This window comes from Falsirhodobacter xinxiangensis (genome assembly GCF_004959935.1).
In the GTDB taxonomy this organism is placed as follows: Bacteria; Pseudomonadota; Alphaproteobacteria; order Rhodobacterales; family Rhodobacteraceae; genus Falsirhodobacter; species Falsirhodobacter xinxiangensis.
Genome location: NZ_SMYN01000031.1, coordinates 1 through 18117, shown reverse-complemented (window position 1 = coordinate 18117; position 18117 = coordinate 1). Strand labels below are relative to the sequence as shown.

The 18117-nt window shown below is 64.9% G+C and carries 19 protein-coding genes and 2 pseudogenes; 11 read left to right on the top strand and 10 right to left on the bottom strand.

The genetic code is table 11. The annotated features are described in order from the left end of the window. Nucleotides 1-234: pseudogene (locus tag E2K76_RS19060) on the top strand (IS3 family transposase); the annotation flags it as partial. Nucleotides 235-308: 74 nt separating this feature from the next. Here E2K76_RS19060 and E2K76_RS19055 read toward each other — a convergent pair. The 6 genes from E2K76_RS19055 to E2K76_RS19035 are packed head-to-tail and all read right to left on the bottom strand — an operon-like array spanning nucleotide 309 to nucleotide 5581. Beyond that, nucleotides 309-2927 (bottom strand): AAA family ATPase, encoded by a 2619-nt coding sequence (locus tag E2K76_RS19055; RefSeq protein ID WP_136686028.1) that lies wholly within the window; start codon nucleotides 2925-2927, stop codon nucleotides 309-311. Further along, nucleotides 2924-4033 (bottom strand): metallophosphoesterase, encoded by a 1110-nt coding sequence (locus E2K76_RS19050; protein WP_136686027.1) that lies wholly within the window; start codon nucleotides 4031-4033, stop codon nucleotides 2924-2926. The genes E2K76_RS19055 and E2K76_RS19050 overlap by 4 nt, the downstream gene beginning before the upstream one ends. A gap of 10 nt (nucleotides 4034-4043) precedes the next feature. Further along, entirely contained in the window at nucleotides 4044-4529 is a 486-nt protein-coding gene (locus E2K76_RS19045) for a hypothetical protein (RefSeq protein WP_136686026.1), read from the bottom strand. Beyond that, nucleotides 4526-5062, bottom strand: a complete 537-nt coding sequence (locus tag E2K76_RS19040) for a PD-(D/E)XK nuclease family protein (protein WP_136686025.1) — start codon at nucleotides 5060-5062, stop codon at nucleotides 4526-4528. Before E2K76_RS19040 ends, E2K76_RS19045 begins: the two co-directional genes overlap by 4 nt. After that, nucleotides 5059-5214, bottom strand: coding sequence for a hypothetical protein (locus E2K76_RS20495; protein ID WP_169053404.1), 156 nt, complete (start codon nucleotides 5212-5214; stop codon nucleotides 5059-5061). Before E2K76_RS20495 ends, E2K76_RS19040 begins: the two co-directional genes overlap by 4 nt. Further along, complete coding sequence (locus tag E2K76_RS19035; protein WP_136686024.1) at nucleotides 5207-5581, bottom strand: hypothetical protein; 375 nt, start codon at nucleotides 5579-5581, stop codon at nucleotides 5207-5209. Before E2K76_RS19035 ends, E2K76_RS20495 begins: the two co-directional genes overlap by 8 nt. A 219-nt stretch (nucleotides 5582-5800) precedes the next feature. Here E2K76_RS19035 and E2K76_RS19030 point away from each other — a divergent pair, with 219 nt between their 5' ends. From E2K76_RS19030 to E2K76_RS20490, 3 genes and pseudogenes are all read left to right on the top strand, one after another. Continuing rightward, entirely contained in the window at nucleotides 5801-6907 is a 1107-nt protein-coding gene (locus E2K76_RS19030; protein ID WP_136686023.1) for a nucleotidyltransferase family protein, read from the top strand. Between the two features lie 520 nt (nucleotides 6908-7427). After that, a pseudogene (locus E2K76_RS19025) lies at nucleotides 7428-8039 on the top strand (transposase); the annotation flags it as partial. A gap of 30 nt (nucleotides 8040-8069) precedes the next feature. Further along, on the top strand, nucleotides 8070-8351 hold the full coding sequence (locus tag E2K76_RS20490) for a hypothetical protein (RefSeq protein WP_169053402.1): 282 nt from the start codon (nucleotides 8070-8072) through the stop codon (nucleotides 8349-8351). A 439-nt stretch (nucleotides 8352-8790) separates the two neighbouring features. Here the strand turns inward: E2K76_RS20490 and E2K76_RS19020 are convergent, their stop codons facing one another. Further along, nucleotides 8791-9462 (bottom strand): DnaA N-terminal domain-containing protein, encoded by a 672-nt coding sequence (locus E2K76_RS19020; protein ID WP_136686022.1) that lies wholly within the window; start codon nucleotides 9460-9462, stop codon nucleotides 8791-8793. A 399-nt stretch (nucleotides 9463-9861) separates the two neighbouring features. Between E2K76_RS19020 and E2K76_RS19015 the strand changes: the two genes are divergently transcribed. The 3 genes from E2K76_RS19015 to E2K76_RS19005 all read left to right on the top strand — a co-directional run bounded on the left by E2K76_RS19015 (nucleotide 9862) and on the right by E2K76_RS19005 (nucleotide 13087). Then, on the top strand, nucleotides 9862-11166 hold the full coding sequence (locus tag E2K76_RS19015) for an AAA family ATPase (protein WP_136686029.1): 1305 nt from the start codon (nucleotides 9862-9864) through the stop codon (nucleotides 11164-11166). Next, nucleotides 11163-12245, top strand: a complete 1083-nt coding sequence (locus tag E2K76_RS19010; protein WP_136686021.1) for a ParB/RepB/Spo0J family partition protein — start codon at nucleotides 11163-11165, stop codon at nucleotides 12243-12245. Before E2K76_RS19015 ends, E2K76_RS19010 begins: the two co-directional genes overlap by 4 nt. 116 nt (nucleotides 12246-12361) lie before the next feature. Then, the gene (locus E2K76_RS19005) at nucleotides 12362-13087 is read left to right on the top strand and encodes a hypothetical protein (protein ID WP_136686020.1); all 726 of its coding nucleotides are present in this window, start codon (nucleotides 12362-12364) and stop codon (nucleotides 13085-13087) included. Here E2K76_RS19005 and E2K76_RS19000 read toward each other — a convergent pair. Both E2K76_RS19000 and E2K76_RS18995 read right to left on the bottom strand, forming a co-directional pair. After that, a complete protein-coding gene (locus tag E2K76_RS19000) occupies nucleotides 13054-14031 on the bottom strand; it encodes a helix-turn-helix transcriptional regulator (protein ID WP_136686019.1) in 978 nt (325 codons plus the stop codon). The two genes, E2K76_RS19005 and E2K76_RS19000, sit on opposite strands and share 34 nt — an antisense overlap. 3 nt (nucleotides 14032-14034) lie before the next feature. Further along, nucleotides 14035-14610: a hypothetical protein gene (locus tag E2K76_RS18995; protein WP_136686018.1), complete on the bottom strand. Its 576-nt coding sequence runs from the start codon at nucleotides 14608-14610 to the stop codon at nucleotides 14035-14037. Nucleotides 14611-14678: 68 nt separating this feature from the next. Between E2K76_RS18995 and E2K76_RS18990 the strand changes: the two genes are divergently transcribed. Both E2K76_RS18990 and E2K76_RS18985 read left to right on the top strand, forming a co-directional pair. Continuing rightward, the gene (locus E2K76_RS18990) at nucleotides 14679-15731 is read left to right on the top strand and encodes an ADP-ribosylglycohydrolase family protein (RefSeq protein WP_136686017.1); all 1053 of its coding nucleotides are present in this window, start codon (nucleotides 14679-14681) and stop codon (nucleotides 15729-15731) included. Nucleotides 15732-15740: 9 nt separating this feature from the next. Continuing rightward, nucleotides 15741-16583, top strand: coding sequence for a metallophosphoesterase (locus E2K76_RS18985; protein WP_136686016.1), 843 nt, complete (start codon nucleotides 15741-15743; stop codon nucleotides 16581-16583). On the opposite strand, the gene E2K76_RS18980 is transcribed toward E2K76_RS18985, so the two are convergent. Continuing rightward, nucleotides 16529-17224, bottom strand: coding sequence for a hypothetical protein (locus E2K76_RS18980; protein WP_136686015.1), 696 nt, complete (start codon nucleotides 17222-17224; stop codon nucleotides 16529-16531). The two genes, E2K76_RS18985 and E2K76_RS18980, sit on opposite strands and share 55 nt — an antisense overlap. A 452-nt stretch (nucleotides 17225-17676) precedes the next feature. Here E2K76_RS18980 and E2K76_RS20910 point away from each other — a divergent pair, with 452 nt between their 5' ends. Both E2K76_RS20910 and E2K76_RS20905 read left to right on the top strand, forming a co-directional pair. After that, complete coding sequence (locus E2K76_RS20910) at nucleotides 17677-17766, top strand: Sir2 family NAD-dependent protein deacetylase (protein ID WP_246033029.1); 90 nt, start codon at nucleotides 17677-17679, stop codon at nucleotides 17764-17766. A gap of 79 nt (nucleotides 17767-17845) precedes the next feature. Beyond that, the gene (locus tag E2K76_RS20905; RefSeq protein WP_246033028.1) at nucleotides 17846-18061 is read left to right on the top strand and encodes a hypothetical protein; all 216 of its coding nucleotides are present in this window, start codon (nucleotides 17846-17848) and stop codon (nucleotides 18059-18061) included. Nucleotides 18062-18117: the final 56 nt, after the last annotated feature.

The window sequence follows — 18117 nt, the reverse complement described above, 5'->3', positions numbered from 1 at the left end:
GAACCAAATCATCGAATGGCGTGGCAAGCCCATCGTCATCAGGGTCGAAAACGGCCCGGAATACATCAGCGCGACATTGCGATCCGGGCCGAGAAGCAGGGTATTGCCCTGACCCACATCCATTCCGCGAAGGCACAGAGCATCGCAACCAACTGGCTCTGGACTTACAACAACGAGCGACCCAACATGGGCATCGACGGCATCACACCCGCCCAGACACTGAAGTTGGCTGCCCGAAGTCTACGGCCAAACCCCGTCTCTGCGGGATGCATCCCGTTGCCGACATCTCCCGAACGCCAAAGCTTCGCTCACACCGCCGTAATCACCGCGCGCACCCGGTCGCCACCCAAGGCCGCAAAGGCGCGTTGGCGGCAGGTCAGCACGATGATCTGCTGGTCCTTGGCGACGCGGTGAAGGGCAGTGAACATCGCCTCGATCCGGTCGTCGTCGCTGTGGACCAGCGCGTCGTCAAGGATCACCGGAACCGACGTGCCCGACCGCGCGAACAGCCGCGCGAAGGCAAGACGGGTCAGCACCGCCACCTGTTCACGCGTGCCGCCGGACAGGATGTCCAAGGATTCCTCCTGTCCGCCACGGGTCAGCGCCTTCGGCAGCAGCGTCTGGTCGTCGATCGCCAATGCCGCGCCGGGGTGCAGGACGGACAAAAGTGGTTCCAGTTCCCGCAAGACGGGTCCAAAGTAAGCGTCCCGCGCCTCGCGCCGCGAGGCATCCAGTGTATCGCGCAGACGGGTCAGCGCCTGCACCTCGGCCGCATAACGACCCGCGCGGGCGGCGGCGGTGGCAAGGCGGCCGCGCACCTCGTCCAATTCCTCCTCAACCCCCTCCTCCGCCTGGGCGTTGATGGACCCGTTCAGCGTTGAAAGCTCGTTCTGAAGCGTCTCGCGCATCTTCGCGGCCTGCTGCACGACCGAGCGCGCGCGGGAAAGGCTCGCCGTCACCATATCCATGTCCGGCGCGGCACCGGCCAGCGTGTCGGCATGGGCGGCGGCTTCGGACCGGCGGGCCAGATGGGTGACGTGTTCCGCGCGCAAATCATGCAGGCGCGAGGCCAGCGCCGAAAGATCGCCCGCGTCCATGCGCGCGGCCTCGGCGGTGCGGGTTGCGGCGGCAAGGGCGGCACGGGTTCCGGCGCGGGCCTCGGTCGCGGCAAGGAAGGCGGCATGCGTCTCGGTCGCGCGGTGCTTGGCGGCCGTTTCCGTCGCCATCGCGTCGGCCAGCGCGGCTTCCATCGCGGCAGGGTCTTCGACGCTGCCTTGGTCCGCGCCCGCATCGGCCTGCGCCTTGGCAAGATCGCGGCGCAGCGTCTCCAGCCCGTCAGGCGCGATTTCCGCGATCAGCGCCTCGGTTCCGCGGATGCCCGCGTCCAGCGCCTGCGCGTCGGCCAGCCGCCCGCGCGCATCGGCCAGCGTTTCCGCCCCGCAGGCCGCCAGTTTCGCCGCCAAAACGTCAGCCGCCTTGGCAACGGCCCCCTCGTCGCCCCCTGCCCCGCTGCCGGGATCGACGCGCATGGTGCCGATGCCGGGCAGCACGAAGTCACGGGCCGAGGTCAGACGGTGCTGGCCTTCGGGCAGATCACGGCCCGCCTCATGGACTCGCACCTTGCCGTCGTATCGCAGATGGACGCTGACCGATTGCGCATCACGCAGCGCCAACAGGCGGTCATGCGCCTCACGCGCCTGCTCGGCCTCGGCCAGCGCTTTGGGCGTGACGGTCAGCAGGCTGCGGGCGGCGCGTTGACCCTCCAGCGTGGTGCGCAGGCTTTCGGCCCGCGCCAGCGCCCGTGCAAGAATTTCGGCGCGGTTGCGCGCGGCGGCGGCAAGCTGCTGGCGCTGTGCGGCGGCAAGGCGGGTTTGCAGCGCGCGGGCGGCGTCTTGCGCCGCCCCCAAAACGGCAGCAGTTTCGCGGTCGGCGCTGGTCGCGTTATCGGCGCGGGCGTCGGCCTTCGCAGCATTGCCCTCGGCTGCAGTCAGGTCGGCTTCGGCGCGGGCCAGACGTTCCGAAAGCTGCTCCAGCCGCTCGATCCCGCTGCGGGAGTTTTCCTCGGTCACACTCGCCAGCTTCAGCGCTCGCTGCGCCTCGGCCAGCTTCTCGGCATGGGCGCGGGCGGCGGTGTCGGCAGCCTCGGCGTCGGTCAGAGCCTCGGTCCGGCGGCGGTCAGCCTCGGGGTCGTCCAGATCGCGCAACTGGCGCTGGACGCCCGCACGGCGCGACAACTCGCCCGACAGGCGCGCGGCCTTGGCAGCCAATTCCGCCTCGCGCCCGCGCAGGGCTTCCGCCTCGCCCTCGGCCCGCGCCCAATCGCCGCCCGTCTTGGCACGGCCGGTCGAGGTCGCCAGTTTCGCCAGCGCCTCGCCCACCCTGGCCATGACGGCATCCAGACGGCGCCCGCCGGTCATCATCTCAATCTCGCCGGCGACCGAGGACAGAAGATCCCGCCGCGCCGTCAGCGCCCGTTCGCGGTCCTGTTTGTCGGCTGCGGTGCCGCCCTCCGGCTCCATCCCCAGAACGCCCTGACGCACCCAAAGCAACCCCGAGGGCCCGGCAAGGCCAAGGATGCGGTCGATCCACGCCTCCGCCTCGTCATCCTGCGCGATCAAGCGGCCGTTCTGGTGAACCCGCGCAGTCGCGCGCGACAGCCAGCGTTTTTCCACGCGGAACTGGCCTTCGGGCAGGTCCAGTTCGACCGCCACCTCGGGCGCGCCGCCGGAATGGGGTTGCAGCGCTTTCACCGGCGCGCGCGTGCCGCGATGGCGTTCGAAGAACAGCGCGTGCAGCGCGTCGAAGAAGGTCGATTTGCCGAACTCGTTCGGTTCGGACAGGACGGTCACACCGTCGCCGACTTCGATGCGGGCACTCTGGCCTGCGAAACGGCGGATATTGGTCAGCTCGATGGCGCGGATTTTCATGCCTGCACCTCCTGCGCCAGCGCATAGAGCCGCGACAGCGCCGCCGCCGAAATATCGCGGTCGGCAGCCGCGCGGGCGGGGTCGTTCGCCTCGGCCATCAACGCCTCGGCGGCACGGCGCAGCGCCCCCGCGCGGTCGATCTGGTCCAGATCGTCGGGGCGGGTTTCCGCCCGCAGTTCGGTGAAATCATGCTCGAACCAACCGAAGTCAGGGGCGATCGCCTGCGCCTCGGCCTCCAGCGCGGTATGTCCCGCCAACGGCAGCCGGCCCGAGGCGACCACGCGCAGCAGCATATCGCGCCGCATCGCAGGCGGGGGCAGTTCTTCGGCCAACCGCGCCACAGCATCCTCGCCCGGCAGCAGGTCCAGCAGGGCGGTCTGCCACGAGAACGTGCCGGTTTCGACAACCTCGACCCGCGGCGCACCGTCCAGCGTAACCAGCAGCGCGCCACTGGTCATCGCGTGTTTGAAGCCGTCCGCCTCGGGCGTGCCGGGATACCATGTGTTCAGGTTCACCTGCATCCGCCCGTGCCAATCGCCAAGCGCCAGATAATCCAGCCCCGAGATCGCCGCACGATCCGGCGGAATGATCCCAGCCACGCCTTCCTCGCCGGAAAAATCAGTGATCGCCCCGTGGCCCAGCCCGATGCGCGGCATGCCTTCGGGGGTCGGCGCATCCATCGCCTCGGTCAGATCGCGGCCCGCGCGGCGCTGCGTGCAGGGGGCTGGCAGGATCATCGCCCCCGCCAACTCGAACGGCTGCGCTTCAGTCACGACGATCAGGTTCTGCGGCCGGTCCTTGGCGATGCGCCGCCACAACTCGGTCGCGGCAAGGCTGTCGTGGTTGCCGGGCAGCATGACCCATGTGATGTCGCCCTCGGCCGCCATGGCGCGCAGCGCATGCCGCAACGTCTCGGGCGAGGGCGTCTCCGCATCGAACGTATCCCCCGCCAGCAAAACCACCCCTGCCCCACCCTGCCGTGCGGCGCTTGCCAGCCGCGCGATCGCTCCATGCCGCGCCTCGCGCAAACGCCCGCGGATCGCTTCGGGAAAGCCACCAAACGCGCGGCCAAGATGCAGGTCGGAGGAATGCAGAAAACGGATCAAGACGATACCTTCAAATCAATGCGGCCCAGCGGGCGACGACATCCTTGCGGGCCATCAGCCATGCACGCAAGCGGCGAGTTTCGGAAATCCCCTGCCGGATCGCGTCAATCTGACTGTCGAAATCCTCAAAATGGCTGACGGGCGGCGTGTCCACCACCAGCATCAGTCCCGACCTCCCCTCTTTGCGCTTGTTCACGGTCGGGATCGCGCGGATGCCCGAAGTGGCCAATTCCATCGACACCGGCCCGACCAGCGCGTTGAAATGGTCGCCCCAGCCATAGAAATTTATATTCGCGTTCGCCTCTCGCAGCTGATGCACAATCCGCATTTTAGGCAGAAACGACCAGCGCGGCAGGGTCTCGGGGCCAAAGATCATCGTCACGCTTTCCGCGGCACTTTCACGCAGCATGCTGGGGCCGGGAACCAACTCGGGCGCCTCGGCCCGCAGCAGCGCGACATAGCGTTCGGTGAAAGCGCGTTTGGCAGGATGGATCATCTGGACGTAACCGCGCCGCTGCTTGTCGATCGCCTGCGCATCACGCGACCGCGGTGCGCAAGGCGGGCGGCAAGCTCGCCCGTCTCCGCAGCCGCACGGGCGGCGAAATGGTCGGCCACCACTTCGTAAGGCAGACGGACGTCGAACGCGTCCGCAAAAGCCGCGTTCTGCGCGGAATAGGCCTCGGGCGCGACAAGGATGGTGACGACGCGATGGTGTTTCGCCGCCAACTCCTCCGCCTCGGCGCGATAGGATTGCGCCTGCCCTTTCTGCTCGGACGTGTCCAGCTTGTTCTCGATCAGCAGCAGGACGGAACCGCGGTCCGTGCCGACCGTCACCGACATGTCGATCTCGCGCCGGTTGAACAGACGGCGGGTGCTGTGCATCGCGCCGACCGTATCCATCCGCAGATGACCCAGCCCCGCACGGTCCAGCACGAAACGGGCAAACGGTAACGAGGACAGGAATTCCTCAACCAACAGCAAGTCGATGTCGCGTTCGGTCGCATGGGTCAGAACAAGAAGATCGGTCATCCGAAACCTATGAAAATATGGCGCAGGAGCAGAAACAGGAACCACGCCGCCGCCGCGATGACGGCAAACACGATCACCGCCAGCCAGACCGCCGCAACCAGATCGGCAAGCCGGCACAGAACGCGAACCGGCAAAAGCAGAAGCCTAAGCACGCATCCGCTGCCAGATTTCGCTGCCCAACCGCCGTGCGTCAGCTACGTTGCGGATCTTGTCGGGATGAGTGTGCTCGCCCACATGGACGGTATAGACGCCGCCATTGTTCGTGCGATGGTTCTCGATCATGCGGATGCTGGCCACGCGGGTTCCGCCGTCGTGATCGAGATAGGCGTGAAAATCCGCATGGGCATGATGGTATTTGTCCCACCAAAGGCCGCCGACCTGTTCGCGGCTGCGCGGATGCCGGCGCTCCATCTCGCTGGAAATCTGCTGCAAAAGCTCCTGCTCGCCAAGACGCGAGGCATTTTCGCGCAGATTAAAGAGTTGATCATCAGTCTTGGTCGCAAGGTCGATCTTGGGCATTGGCGGCTCCTCGGATGGGATGCTTCGCCGGACCGAATGGACTGGTGCTGAAATGAACTCAAAAGCCGGTCCGGCGATAACGATTCGATAAGTAATGGCCCGTGATGACAAAAACGGTCACCGTTCTCCTAGGCGGCGTCCGCGCCAGCGACCGCAGTTATTACCACTTTCAAATAAATGGTCCTAACTGTATCCTCGCGTTGCCAGTGGAGTTCAACGATGCCTGCAGCAATCCCCCAACCGTTCCAAGTCCTCTACAGCGAACTTGCACAACGCACGCTCGACGCCGACTTTGCGACCGAATTTGATCTGGCAGGCCGCTTCATCAGCAACGAGATCAAGGGGCGTCGTTACTGGTATTTCGACCGTTCCGATTACGACGGCAAGAAAAAGCGCACCTATGTCGGCCCGATGGACGACCCCGACATCACCGCACGGGTCGAGCGTTTCAATGAAATGAAGAACGACGTGCGCGAGCGGCGCAAACTCGTCTCGACACTGACCAACCAGGGCGGCCTGCCCAAACCCGATCGCATCACAGGCGATGTGATCGCGGCACTCGCAAATGCGGGCTTCTTCCGAATGCGGGGGGTTCTGGTCGGCACCGCCGCTTTCCAGACCTATCCGGCGCTTCTGGGCATCAGGCTGCCCGAGACCGCCATGCAAACCGGCGATGCAGATTTTGCCCAGTTCCATTCCATCTCTGTCGCGGTAGAGGACGAGATGCCGCCGATCCTCGATGTGTTGCAGAACGTCGACCCCAGCTTCCGCCCCGTTCCGCACGTCTCGGGCAAACCCGTGCCGACCCAGTTCGTCTCGGCCTCGCGCTTCAAGGTCGAATTCCTGACCCCCAACCGCGGAAGCGGCGAGCATGACGCCACCCCTGCCCCCATGCCAGCCCTCGGCGGGGCGGGCGCGCAGCCACTCAGGTTTCTGGATTTCCTGATCCACACCCCGCGCCGCGCAGTCCTGCTGCATCGCGGCGGCTATTCCATCCGAGTGCCCAGCCCCGAGCGATTTGCCGTGCACAAGCTGATCGTCTCGCAACGTCGCCGCTCGGATGACGACGGCACCGCCAAAAGCCGCAAGGACTTGCGTCAGGCGCAACTGATCATGGAGGCGATGGTCGCCACTCGCGCACAGGACGACTTGGCCGAGGTGTTCGTCGAAGCGCTGGACCGCGGCCCGGCATGGTCGAAGGAAATCCGCGCCGCTTTCCGCCGCCTGCCTGCGGAAAGTGCGGCCACCATCCGAACAGGACTCATGGACGGGATGAAGGCTTTGGACATCCCGCATCGACGCCATCTGCAAGTGATCGATCCATGACCCTCACTGCCTGTCAGACGGCAACAAAACGCGCAGAAAAGTGCAAGCAGCCATCCTTGAGGCGACATCACCGCCACAATTTCCACGCTTGGCGGGAAACGGACATGTCTGCAACTGACAGGTCGAATGGTCCGCCCATTTCCGACGGCTTTGCACACCGCATTTGCAATGGTGACCAGCTTTCTGACAACAGCGGTGGGTAACCTTGCGCGGTTTACCTGCCTTGCGAAAGCGATCTGCGAGGGATCTCAGGCTGGGGTTGTGATGGGCGGCAATCAGGGCCGCTTGGAACATCACGTGTCGGAGGGCACGGCGACCACCGGCGATCGCTNGCTTGGAACATCACGTGTCGGAGGGCACGGCGACCACCGGCGATCGCTCGTTTTCCGCGAAGGGTTCCGCTGTCATGCGCGACCGGGGCCACCCAGGGTCAGTTTCGAGCAGCCCAGGCGCAAAAGGGTCAGAATGCCTTGGTTTCCGTTTCGCAGCATGACTCACTGCCTCGAAACGGAGCGGTGACATGAGCGATCTTTTCTGGCTGACGGATGAGCAGATGGCACGTCTGAAGTCTTCTTTCCGAAGTAGCATGGAAAGCCCAGGGTTCATGGCAGGATGTTGAGCGGGATTATCTGCATCAACCGCAATGGCTTGCGCTGGCGATTCAAGACGCTCTGCAATCGCTGGAAACGATGGAGCGAGAAAGATGTGTTCGCACGAATGACGATCAGTCCGACGGCCCGTCGCGATCAGCATGGCCGCGAAAAAGGGGGATTCGGTCGCCTGGTCGGTCGCACCAAAGGTGGCATGAATATCAAGCTGCACCCCATCTGGGACAGCCAAGGGCGGCTGATCGACCTGTTCATCACCGCAGGCACAGGTGAGCGATTACACCGTTGCGCGGGCGCTCCTCAGTGGCCTGCCGAGGTCGACCGGCTGCTCGGGGACCGCGGCTATGACGCCGATTGGTTCCGGAAAGCCTTGCAGGAGGCATACGCGCCTGCATCCCCGGAGGGAAGCAACGCACGGCACCCGTCAGATAAGATAGATACCGCAACCGCATCGAGATCATGTTCGGCAGGCTCTCAAGGACCGGAGGCGCGTCGCCACCCGCGACGATCGCTGCCCCAAAGTCCTTTGCAGAACCGCGCACCAGATCGAGGGCATGGACAATCCATCACATGGCCGCGTTATCGGCATCGATGTCAGCCGCGACTGGCTCGACGTTCATTGCGCCCACGATGGTACGGTGCAGAATGCCGAACGCTTCGGCGATTATACCGCCGTGCCCGATCTTGCCCGGAAACGCGAAGCCGTCATCTGCTTCTTCGCCTTCTACCCCGAAGCAGGCCAAAGTCTTCCTGCGGAAAAGCTGCGCTTTCTCAGGGCGTTGACGTCGAAACGTGCCCCAGATGGTCGAAAATGCGCAAGCGACTGCTTGACCTGATCCGTGCGCAACAGACACCGGGAACCGCTGCGATATTCGAGGGCGTCGATTATCCGCGTTGAAGCAACGGATCGGCAGCCCGATCAAGGAGATTGAAGACAGTATCATCCGGGTCATTGCAAGCGGTGACCACCGTTCTCCGTTCCATCCCGCGGGTTGGCACGGTTGCCGCCCATCACGACCCCAGCCTGAAATCCCTCGCAGATCGCCTTCGCAAGGCAGGTAATCCACACAAGGTCATCATCACCGCATCGCAAGAAAGCTGGTCACCATCGCGAATGCAGTGTGCAAAGCCGTCAGAAATCGGCGGACCATCCAACCTGACAGATACAGTTGCCAAAGACTTGAGCAAGAAAATCAAAATTGCTGCCCGAGCCGGCCGATGGTGGTGATCTCCATTCCGCCGGGCCCCCACTACAGAGACGGTCATGTCCACCTCTCAACTGGTGATCTCCACCCGGCCCACCGACCCATCGCAGCGCCGAACGGCGGTCCGAACCCGATCCCCCAGATGGGTCTGCACGTAATTCGCATGGAATCGCGACGGTGCCAGAAGCGTCAGGCACCCCTCGCCCGCCCCGATCTCCCGCAACCCGGCAAACCAGGTATCGAACAGAACCCGATCCTCGTCGGCCAGCCGCCGGCAGGCCTCTTTCCAAAGCCCCTCCCCCACGATCACCGCCGGCCGATGCAGCGGCACCACATTCGAAGTCGACACCGCGGGGGCACCCCCGACCCGCTCCACGAAATCTGGGCCGACATTCGCCCACTCCGCTCTCGTGTCCAGCATCACCCGCTGCAGATCCAGACCCAAGACCGACACGCGCCCCCTCGCCCCCTGCTGCCGGACGACCACCCATTCCATCGCCCGAAGACGCGCCATGTCCCGTTTCACAGTCCGTTCGTCGACGCACCATAGCCGCGCGATCTCCCGCTGGCCCATGACCAGTTCGTTCCGTTGCCAATTGTAGCGTGTCGTGATGAGAGACATGAACCGCAGGACAAGCCGTTGGCGATGCTTGTCGCTCGCCAGCCCATGCGCCATAAGCGCCGAGAGCACATCATATTTCCCGGCCGAGGCATTTCGCCCAGCCACTAGGATCGTCTGCATTACCCTTCGCCTCGTCACAGACCCGCTCTGCGGCAGGTTCCGACCAACAATCCAACGCTCTTCGCCAGCCTTGTCCCATTTGCGTCCTGCAGCGCGATTCTGTCAAGCACCTCTCGGGACGTGATCGTCCTGAAGGTAAAAACCTAGGTATCATTGGTAAGGCGGGACACCCTGCTTGCCCCCCATTTGGCGCCAGATGTCCCCCTATCTGAAGCGTTCCTTGCCACCGTGTCCCCTATCTATCGTGTTTTCGGATGGGGGGCGATTCGGCCAGCGCGCGTAGCGGATGTAAAGAAAGCGCGGCTGCACAGTTCAACAGAGTCTGAAAAGCTCTGGATTGCAAGTTAGGCGTAAATCGATAAACATGACGAAAAGGCGTTTCGCAGAAGCAGGCAGATGATGTTCACGCATGAATACCTATCGCGATTGCAGTCGCAATCGCTCAAGATGCAGGGCTGGATCCGGCGGCAGACCTTCAGTCCCGAGAATGAGAAGACCCTGCGTCGCTTCTCTAGCTGGGAGGTGGCAGAGCTGATCTTTCGGATGAACCAATCCACCTTTCGGGGCAAGCTGGCAGCGGAGCCGAACCTTCCCCTCGGGGAAGTCGAGGAGGACGGGAGGCAGCGCTGGTTCTCGCTCGAGGAGATCAACGAGCTTCGGCGCCGGATCAAGGTCAATCGGAAGTCGCTGATGCCGCCGCGGCCGGAGGGTAAGCGGGCGTTCCGGGCAGCGATAGCGAATTTCAAGGGTGGCGCGGGGAAGTCGACCGTAGCCCTGCACTTCGCCCATGCGGCTGCGCTGGACGGGTATCGGGTGCTTTGCGTCGACTTCGACCCTCAGGCGACACTTTCGCATTCCATGGGGCTGTCGGATGTCGGCGAGGATCATACCGTCTGGGGGATAATCGCTCGGGATCTGGAGCGGGAGACGGACCGGATGAATGCCGCCGCTTCGGGTGCGGAAAGCGGGACCGCCCTGCCCCGCCGGAAGCTGCCGGCCTCGATCCTCAACATGGGTCTTGGGACGCTGCGTCCGGGTGATTTCATTAAGCCGACCGCTTGGCCGACGATCGACATCATCCCGAGCTGCGCCAATGCGGCCTTCGTGGAGTTCGCGAGCGCGCAGTATCGGCACCTCAACCCGGAATGGACGTTCTTTGCTGCAGTGGCGCGGTTCCTCGACGGTCTGGCGGATGATGCCTATGACCTGATCCTGTTCGACTGCCCGCCGGCGATCGGGTATCAGTCGATGAATGCGGTGTTCGCGGCCGACATGCTCTATGTGCCGTCAGGGCCGGGGTACTGGGAATACGATTCCACGACCAGTTTTATTGGGCAGCTTGCGGAGGCGCTGGAGGATCTGGCACATGGATTCGAAAGCTTCCCCGCGGGGAAGATCGCGCTGCCGAAGGCCTTTGCCGATGTCCGGTTTCTGATGACCCGTTACGAGCCGTCCAATGAACTGCATCAGGCGATGTTCGCGGCATTCAAGCAGGTATTCGGCGAGCGCGTCGCGGAGCATCCGATTGAGTTGACGCGCGCGGTGGAGCAGTCAGGTCGGTTCCTGTCCTCGGTCTATGAGATCGACTATCGCGAGATGACGCGTGGGACATGGCGCCGTGCGCGGGGGTCGTTCGATCAGGCTTATGACGAGTTTCGCGGCCATGTCGTGACCGCCTGGAACGAATTGGAGGGCAAGGCATGACCCGCAAACGCCGCATGTTCGAGATCGAGATGCCGGATGAGACTGAAACCTTCCCTGCGGGGAAGGCGGAGAAGGACGGGCGTCGCGGCCCGATGGCGACCGCGATTTCGGAGACGGCGGAAGGCGCGCGGGTCCGGGCGCGGATCGAGGCCGATATTCGCGCCGAGAACGATGCTCTTGCGCGGGAGCATGTGCGGTTGAAGCAGGCAGGGTTGATCACCGATCTGATCCCGCTTGATGCAATCGACACGCACAAGCTGATCCGCGACCGGGCGCCCGGGGCGGATATGGAATTGACGGAGCTGGTCGCCTCGATCCGGGAGTTGGGGCTTTCCAACGCGATTCAGGTCGAGCCTGCGGGTGAGGGGCGGTATGAGTTGATCCAGGGCTGGCGGCGGCTTTCGGCCTATCGCGCGCTGCTGGAGGAGACGGGCGACGCCGAGGCCTGGGGGCGGATCCCGGCAGGGATCGCGGTGCGGGGGGTGGAGCTGGACCGGCTCTATCGCCGGATGGTCGACGAGAACCTGGTGCGCAAGGACATCTCCTTTGCCGAAATGGCGCAGCTGGCGCTGCACTATGCCATGGACCCAATGACCGACGAGAACGATCCGGAGAAGGCGGTGGCCTTCCTGTTCAAGTCGGCGGGCTATCAGAAGCGCAGCTATATCCGCAGCTTCATCCGGGTCGTCGAGGCGTTGGGCGAGACGCTGGACCATGCGCAGGATATTCCGCGCGCTCTTGGTCTGGCGCTGGCGCAGCGGCTTGAGGAGGTGCCCGGGCTGGCGGGGGCGATCAAGGCCGACTTGAAGGACTGGGACAACCGGTCGGTGCAGGACGAGCTGGGCGTGCTGCGCCGGTTCGCGGGGCAGGGGGACGAGGCTGCGGGGCCGAAGGCGAGGGTCCCGACGGCGCCTACGGGCAAGGCGCGGACCTTGTTCCAGATCCAGCGGGCGCACGGCAACGCGAAATGCGTGGCGGCGAACGGGCGGCTGGAGATCCGGCTAGCGCGGGACTTCTCCGCCGTCGATCGGCGGAAGCTGGAGGCGGCCGTGCAGGCCCTCTTGGACCGGCTGGACTGACCTTCCCCGCGGGGAAGAGTCCAATAAGCATATGATATATATGTGATAAACGGCGCGGACAGGAAGTGTCACCCCTGTGAAGCAGTATCGAGATGTTGATTCTGCGGGGGTGTTCCATGTCTTTCATTCAAGCCGATTTCTATGCAACGCCCGCCGCGCGCGTCTCGTTGAAGCGCGGCCTCGCGCGGCAGGCGATGAGCCATGCCGCGGGCAATCAGGCCGATCTTCACGAGTTGCTCGTCGTCCTCGATTGTCTGCGGCCGAATGCCAAGGCGCGGGAACGGATGGCGCGGCGCATCAAGGCGATGCGCGGCGTCGTGCGGGTCACGTCGAAGGGGGATGCGCTCGTCATCCTCGTGCGGAACCAGGCGGAGATCACGACGGCGGCTGAGGAAGTCGCCGTATTCTCGGAAACCTCGCTGATCTATACGCGGCTGACGGCGCGTTGCGAGGGGGGGCGCTGCATCTATGACATGTCGCGCGCCAGCTTCAGTCTCCATGCCCTGCAACGGCTGGTGGAGCGGGGCGGCGTCGCGCTGGATCGGGCTCTGCTGCCGGTGGTGGATGGGGAGGCTGCGGGGATCCTGCGCACGCTGAGCAAGGACAGCTTCGTCCGCGAGGATGAGGACGTGTTCGCGCAGGCCGGGGTGCCGGGCCTTTGGGCCGGTGCGGTGGACGGCATGGCGCTGGACCCGGAATGGGGGCTGCGGCACAAGGACGCCGATGTGCGGGTCCCGGTGTTTTCCGTCCGCACCTTCCTGTCGCCAGACGAGATGCGGCCGATGGTCTGGATGCGATGGAACGAAGGTCAGGGCATGCCGTCGAAATCGCCGCGGCGGTGATCCTGCACCAGATCGCGCAGCCCCTGCGGGGCCAGCACCTCGACCGAGTCGCCCCACTTGTAGAGAAACCACGCCATTTCCAGCCAGCCCGACGCCTCGAACCGGACGACGAGACTGCCGTCAGGCTGCGGTTCGAGGGTTTGGTGGGGATGGAAGCGGAAGCCGGCGGCGTGATCCGCCGCCTCGGGCGCGAAGCGCCAGACGACCTGATCGTGCTGGGCGGGGTTGTGCCAGACGCCGAAGCCGCGGGCGGCAAAGGCCTCGATGCTGAAGCCATCCTCGATCTGGGCGGGCTCGTCCATGGACTGGGCCTGATGGATGCGGTCGAGCCGGAACTTGACGATCATCGGGCCCTTTGCGGGCTGGCGGGCAACGAGATAGGCACGTTCGCCCAGAAGGATGCCATGCGGGTCGAGGATGCGCGGCGCGTCGTCCAGGTGATACATCACCTGCAGCCGATTGCCGGAGCGGATGGCGCTGCTGATAGCCTCCAACAGGTCAGGATCGACGGTGATCCGGGGGCCGGGGCGGGCGACATGGCCGAGGGTCTGCAGGATCGCCTCGGCATCGGCCTCGGCGCGCAGGGCATCGCGGGGGGCCATGTTTGCCACGAGGGCGTCGCGCAGTTCGGCCAGTGCCTCGGCATGACGGGTGCGGTGGTCGGCGCGGGCGGTGCGGACGGCGAGGTCCAGCGCCTCCAGCGCGGTATCCTGGCGGCGCGGCAGGCGGATCGGGCGTTCCCGGCCGATCTTCCAGCGGCGGCGGCGGTCCTCGTCGTCGCGCTTTTCGACCTCGAACAGCGATTCCAGCGCTTCGGTCATCCGCTGGGCGGTGCGGTGCGAGACGGCGAATTCCTGCGCGATGTCCTGCAGCGAGACGCCGTCGTAACGGGCCTGCGCCATGAGCGCGAGGCGGAGGAGATCATGGGCCTTGGCAAAGGACATGGGTCAGGCTTTCAGGAATTTGCGCAGGTTGTCCCGGGTCCAGACGCGGCCCGTATGGGTGCGCAGACCGATGGCGTTGAGGTGGTCCGCATGGGGCAAGGGGGCATCTTGCAGCGCGGCGAGGATGCGGGCGCGGTGACCGGACTTGCCGGCGACATGGTCCGCCGTGCGCTGCGCCCATTCGCGGAAATGGGCATGCGGATCGAAGATTTTGCCGTCGATCGGCAGCGGGTCCGGGGTTACGAATTCGGCATTGGGCGGCAGGACGTCGCGCAGGGGGGAATGGCTGCGCCAGCCCATCACCTCGGCGAAGTCGACCAGCATCGGGGTGAGATCGGGACGTCTCGCGAGCGCGGCGGCGATCTCGGCCGCGGTCTCAGCGGTGCCGCGATTGGGCGACCCTTCGAGGAAGGCGCGTTCGGCGGCGAGGGTGCCGCGGCTGGCCACCACCTCCCGCCGGATGCGTTCGCGCTGATAGCGGATGGTGATGCTGGCGCGGGCGGCATCCTCCACCCCGCCCAGAGAGGCGAAGCCGATGCGGGGGACCGGAAAAGTCCAGTAGATGCCGTAGTAATCCAAATTCACTCTCCGCGCGGAAAATTCCGACGGCTCACCAATGCCTATCGAATTTGGGCGATGGTTCAGGCATGAAGCAACTGATTTCGGAGAAGACAGTGAATTTTATTGTGAATCGGACGACGATGGTGCGTGCCTGCCTGTTCGGCGGCGCGATGGGCGACGCGCTGGGCGCGGAGATCGAGTTCTGGAGCCTGGAAAAGATCCGGGCGCGGTTTCCGGACGGGCTGACAGCGATGCCCGCCCATGACGGGCGCGTAGGGAGCATCACCGACGACACGCAGATGGTGCTGTTCACCGCCGAGGGGCTGATCCGCGCGATGGTCCGGGCCGAGGATCGCGGCATCTGCGCGCCCGAGGCCGTGGTGCATCACGCGCTGATGCGCTGGTATCGCACCCAAGGCGGCACGCCCGCGATGAAGATCTGCGACGTGGGCCTGATCGGCGATGCGCGGCTGCGCAAGCGGCGCGCGCCGGGGAACACCTGCCTGTCGGCGCTGGGCGCGGCGCGGCATTTCGGGGATGTGGCGCGCAACGACAGCAAGGGCTGCGGCACGATCATGCGGGTGGCGCCCTGCGCGCTGATTGCGTCGGATGCGCAGCAGGCGGAAAGACTGGCGCGAGACACTTCGGCGCTGACGCACGGTCACGTGCTGGGGCAGGAAGCGGCCATCGCCTTTGCGCGCATCCTGTTCGAGGTGATGCACGGCGCGACGCTGGAACGGGCGGTGGAAGCCGTGCGCCTGTCGCGGCCGATCATGGAGGCGCTGGACTTCGCGATGACCGCCCCGGCCTGCGGATCGCCCGAGAGGGTGCAGAGGCTCGGCGGCGGCTGGGTCGCGGAGGAGGCGCTGGCCATCGCGGTCTATTCGGCGCGGGTGGCGCGGGACGTGACCCACGGGCTGCAGATCGCGGTAACGCATTCTGGCGACAGCGACAGCACCGGCGCTATGGCGGGCAATCTTCTGGGCCTGCTGCACCCTACGGACGTGTTGCGGCACGAGTGGCGGTCGGAACTGGAATGCACGGACCTGATCGACCGGATCGCGCGCGATCTGGCACGGGCGGGCGATCCCGCGGGGCGCATCGCGGACGATCTGCGCATCCAGTATCCCGGTTTCTGAGGCAGACACATGTTCGACATCATTCCCGACATTCACGCGGATATCGACCGGCTGGAGCGGACCCTCGCGGCGCTGGACGCACCCTTGGCCTTTCTTGGCGATCTGATCGACGCCAAGAAGGGCGGCGACGACCTCGCCGTCCTGACGCGGGTTCGCGGGCTGGTCGAGGGCGGCGCGCTGGCGATCATGGGGAACCACGAGCTGAACGCAGCGCTGTTCCATCGTGGCCTGCGGGACGACACCGAGGACAATCGCAAACAGCACCGCAGTTTTCTGCGGGCGTTCGGCCATTCGACACCCGAGGCGCTGGTCTGGACCGACTGGTTCCTGACGCTGCCGCTGTGGCTCGATCTTGGGGGATTGCGGCTGGCCCACGCCTGCTGGAGCGAACCGGACATCGCGACCGTCGCCGCGCGGCGGCCGGACGGGCGGCTGCATGCGGACGATCTGCCCGAGATCGGGGCGGAGTCGACGCCGTTCGGGCGCGCGGTGAAGCGCATCGTCTCGGGGCCGGAGGTGACGCTGCCCTTGGGGCAGTTCTTTGTCGATGGCGGCGGCAAGCGGCGGACAGAGGTGCGGCTGGCGTGGTGGCGCTCGGACGCCGCGACCTATCGCGCCGCCGCCCTGTCGGTGCCGGACCCCGGCGAGATCCCCGACATGGTGCTGCCGGACGGGGTGCGGGCCGAGATCTATCCCGCCGACGCGCCGCCAGTTCTGGTCGGGCATTACAAGATGACCGGCGCGCCGCAGGTTTCGGGGAATGCGGCGAGCCTCGATTATCCGGCGGCCCCCTGCGCCTATCGCTGGCGGGGTGAGGCGGCGCTGTTGGATGCGGGACTGGTGCTGGTCTGATCCCCATCCAGCAGGTGCCATGCATCGCGGAAGGGGGCGAGCGAGGCGGAGGCGACGGGGATCTTGCACTGGCCTTTCTCGAAGGACTTGCCCATGCTGAGGAGTTTCTGGTGATAGGCGGTGACTTCGGACTGCGCCAGGGCTTCGGCTTGCGCGATGGAGAAGACGAAGTATTTCGGCTGCCCGAGGCTTTCGGCAACGGCGACCAATGCCGTCGCGCGAATGGGGGAGGGCGCGCGATTGAAGAAAGGCTTCCCGTCCTTGAGGAACGGGGCTGTGGTGCCGAAATACACCGCCGGCTCCTTCGTGGCCTTGACCTGGACGACGTGCATGGCGTTGCCCCTGACGGCGATCAGATCGCCATTCGCGGCAAAGGTGGTACTGTCCAGACGCGAGATGTGCCAGCCCTGCCGGAGGAGTTCCAATTCGACCAGAACCTCGCCGATGCGCCCCGTGTCGATCCTCGCTGCGATCGGAGTGGCAGGCGCGATCCGGATGACGGCGGCGCCCCCATCAGCCGCGCGGTCGATCGATGCGATCTCGAACGGATGCTCGTCGAAGGTCATAGTGGTCAGCCGACCTGAAGCGAGCGCGTCGCGCAAATCGGCGAGGGCGCTTTCAGAGATGAAGCCTTGCGGCACCCGTTTCTTGCCGTCGGGGAATGCGACCTCGATCGCGCATGTCCCTGATGTCGGCTCATGCCGTATGATCTGGAGATATTCGGGAATGTTCGACATGGCTTGGCCTTATTCAGAGTCTGTGTGTCGATGTTGCCCATCGTGCCTGCCTCTGCAACGCTCGTCATTTTTTGGGTGACCGCTTCTGTCATGCGGGGTGTGATAGCGATTTCGCGAGGAGGGGAATGACGATCACGATTCTGACGGGCGCGGGAATTTTGCCGAAAGCGGGGATTGGCATGTTTCGCAGCATGGACGGGCTCTGGGCGAAATAAGATCTGGCAGGCGTCGCGACGCCGGAGGCTTTCGCACGCGATCCCGCAATGGTGCTCGAGTGATGCGATCTGCGCAGGCAGGCCTACATCGAAGAGAAGCCGAATGCGGCGCAGTTCGCGTTGGCCGAATTGCAGCGCAGCATGCCGGGTGTGACTATCGTGACGCAGAATATCGATCACTTGAACGAGCGGGCAGGCGCAAAAGTCCTGCATATGCATGGTGAATGGTGAATGGTGAATGGTGAATGGTTGCGCGTGCGTTGCGAGAGATGCAACCTGCAGTGGGATGCGCCGATGCGGATGTCGGCAGATGACCTTTGCGACTGCGGTGCACGATTCCGATCGGTTCGTGGTCATCGGCAACTCGGGGAAGGTCTATCCGACGGAGGCGTTTGTGAAGATTGCTGACAAGGCCCGCGTCGAAACGCTGGAGATCAATCTGGAGCGCAACGGGCAGGTCTTTGATCGCAGCATCTTCGGTAACGCCACACAGACTGTTCCGGAATGGGTGCGCGGTTTAATTTGATCTTGCCGGGGCGCAATCCGCCGCTAGGGTCAGGATTCATAACCAGTAGATAACGG

Coding starts and splice junctions, on each gene's coding strand:
- E2K76_RS19035 (WP_136686024.1), bottom strand. CDS start 5,581: ATGCCCAAGATCGACCTTGCGACCAAGACTGATGATCAACTCTTTAAT.
- E2K76_RS19005 (WP_136686020.1), top strand. CDS start 12,362: ATGTCTTTCATTCAAGCCGATTTCTATGCAACGCCCGCCGCGCGCGTC.
- E2K76_RS19020 (WP_136686022.1), bottom strand. CDS start 9,462: ATGCAGACGATCCTAGTGGCTGGGCGAAATGCCTCGGCCGGGAAATAT.
- E2K76_RS20905 (WP_246033028.1), top strand. CDS start 17,846: ATGACCTTTGCGACTGCGGTGCACGATTCCGATCGGTTCGTGGTCATC.
- E2K76_RS19040 (WP_136686025.1), bottom strand. CDS start 5,062: ATGACCGATCTTCTTGTTCTGACCCATGCGACCGAACGCGACATCGAC.
- E2K76_RS18990 (WP_136686017.1), top strand. CDS start 14,679: ATGAAGCAACTGATTTCGGAGAAGACAGTGAATTTTATTGTGAATCGG.
- E2K76_RS19015 (WP_136686029.1), top strand. CDS start 9,862: ATGTTCACGCATGAATACCTATCGCGATTGCAGTCGCAATCGCTCAAG.
- E2K76_RS19045 (WP_136686026.1), bottom strand. CDS start 4,529: ATGATCCATCCTGCCAAACGCGCTTTCACCGAACGCTATGTCGCGCTG.
- E2K76_RS20490 (WP_169053402.1), top strand. CDS start 8,070: ATGGACAATCCATCACATGGCCGCGTTATCGGCATCGATGTCAGCCGC.
- E2K76_RS19000 (WP_136686019.1), bottom strand. CDS start 14,031: ATGTCCTTTGCCAAGGCCCATGATCTCCTCCGCCTCGCGCTCATGGCG.
- E2K76_RS18985 (WP_136686016.1), top strand. CDS start 15,741: ATGTTCGACATCATTCCCGACATTCACGCGGATATCGACCGGCTGGAG.
- E2K76_RS19030 (WP_136686023.1), top strand. CDS start 5,801: ATGCCTGCAGCAATCCCCCAACCGTTCCAAGTCCTCTACAGCGAACTT.
- E2K76_RS19010 (WP_136686021.1), top strand. CDS start 11,163: ATGACCCGCAAACGCCGCATGTTCGAGATCGAGATGCCGGATGAGACT.
- E2K76_RS19055 (WP_136686028.1), bottom strand. CDS start 2,927: ATGAAAATCCGCGCCATCGAGCTGACCAATATCCGCCGTTTCGCAGGC.
- E2K76_RS20910 (WP_246033029.1), top strand. CDS start 17,677: ATGCCGGGTGTGACTATCGTGACGCAGAATATCGATCACTTGAACGAG.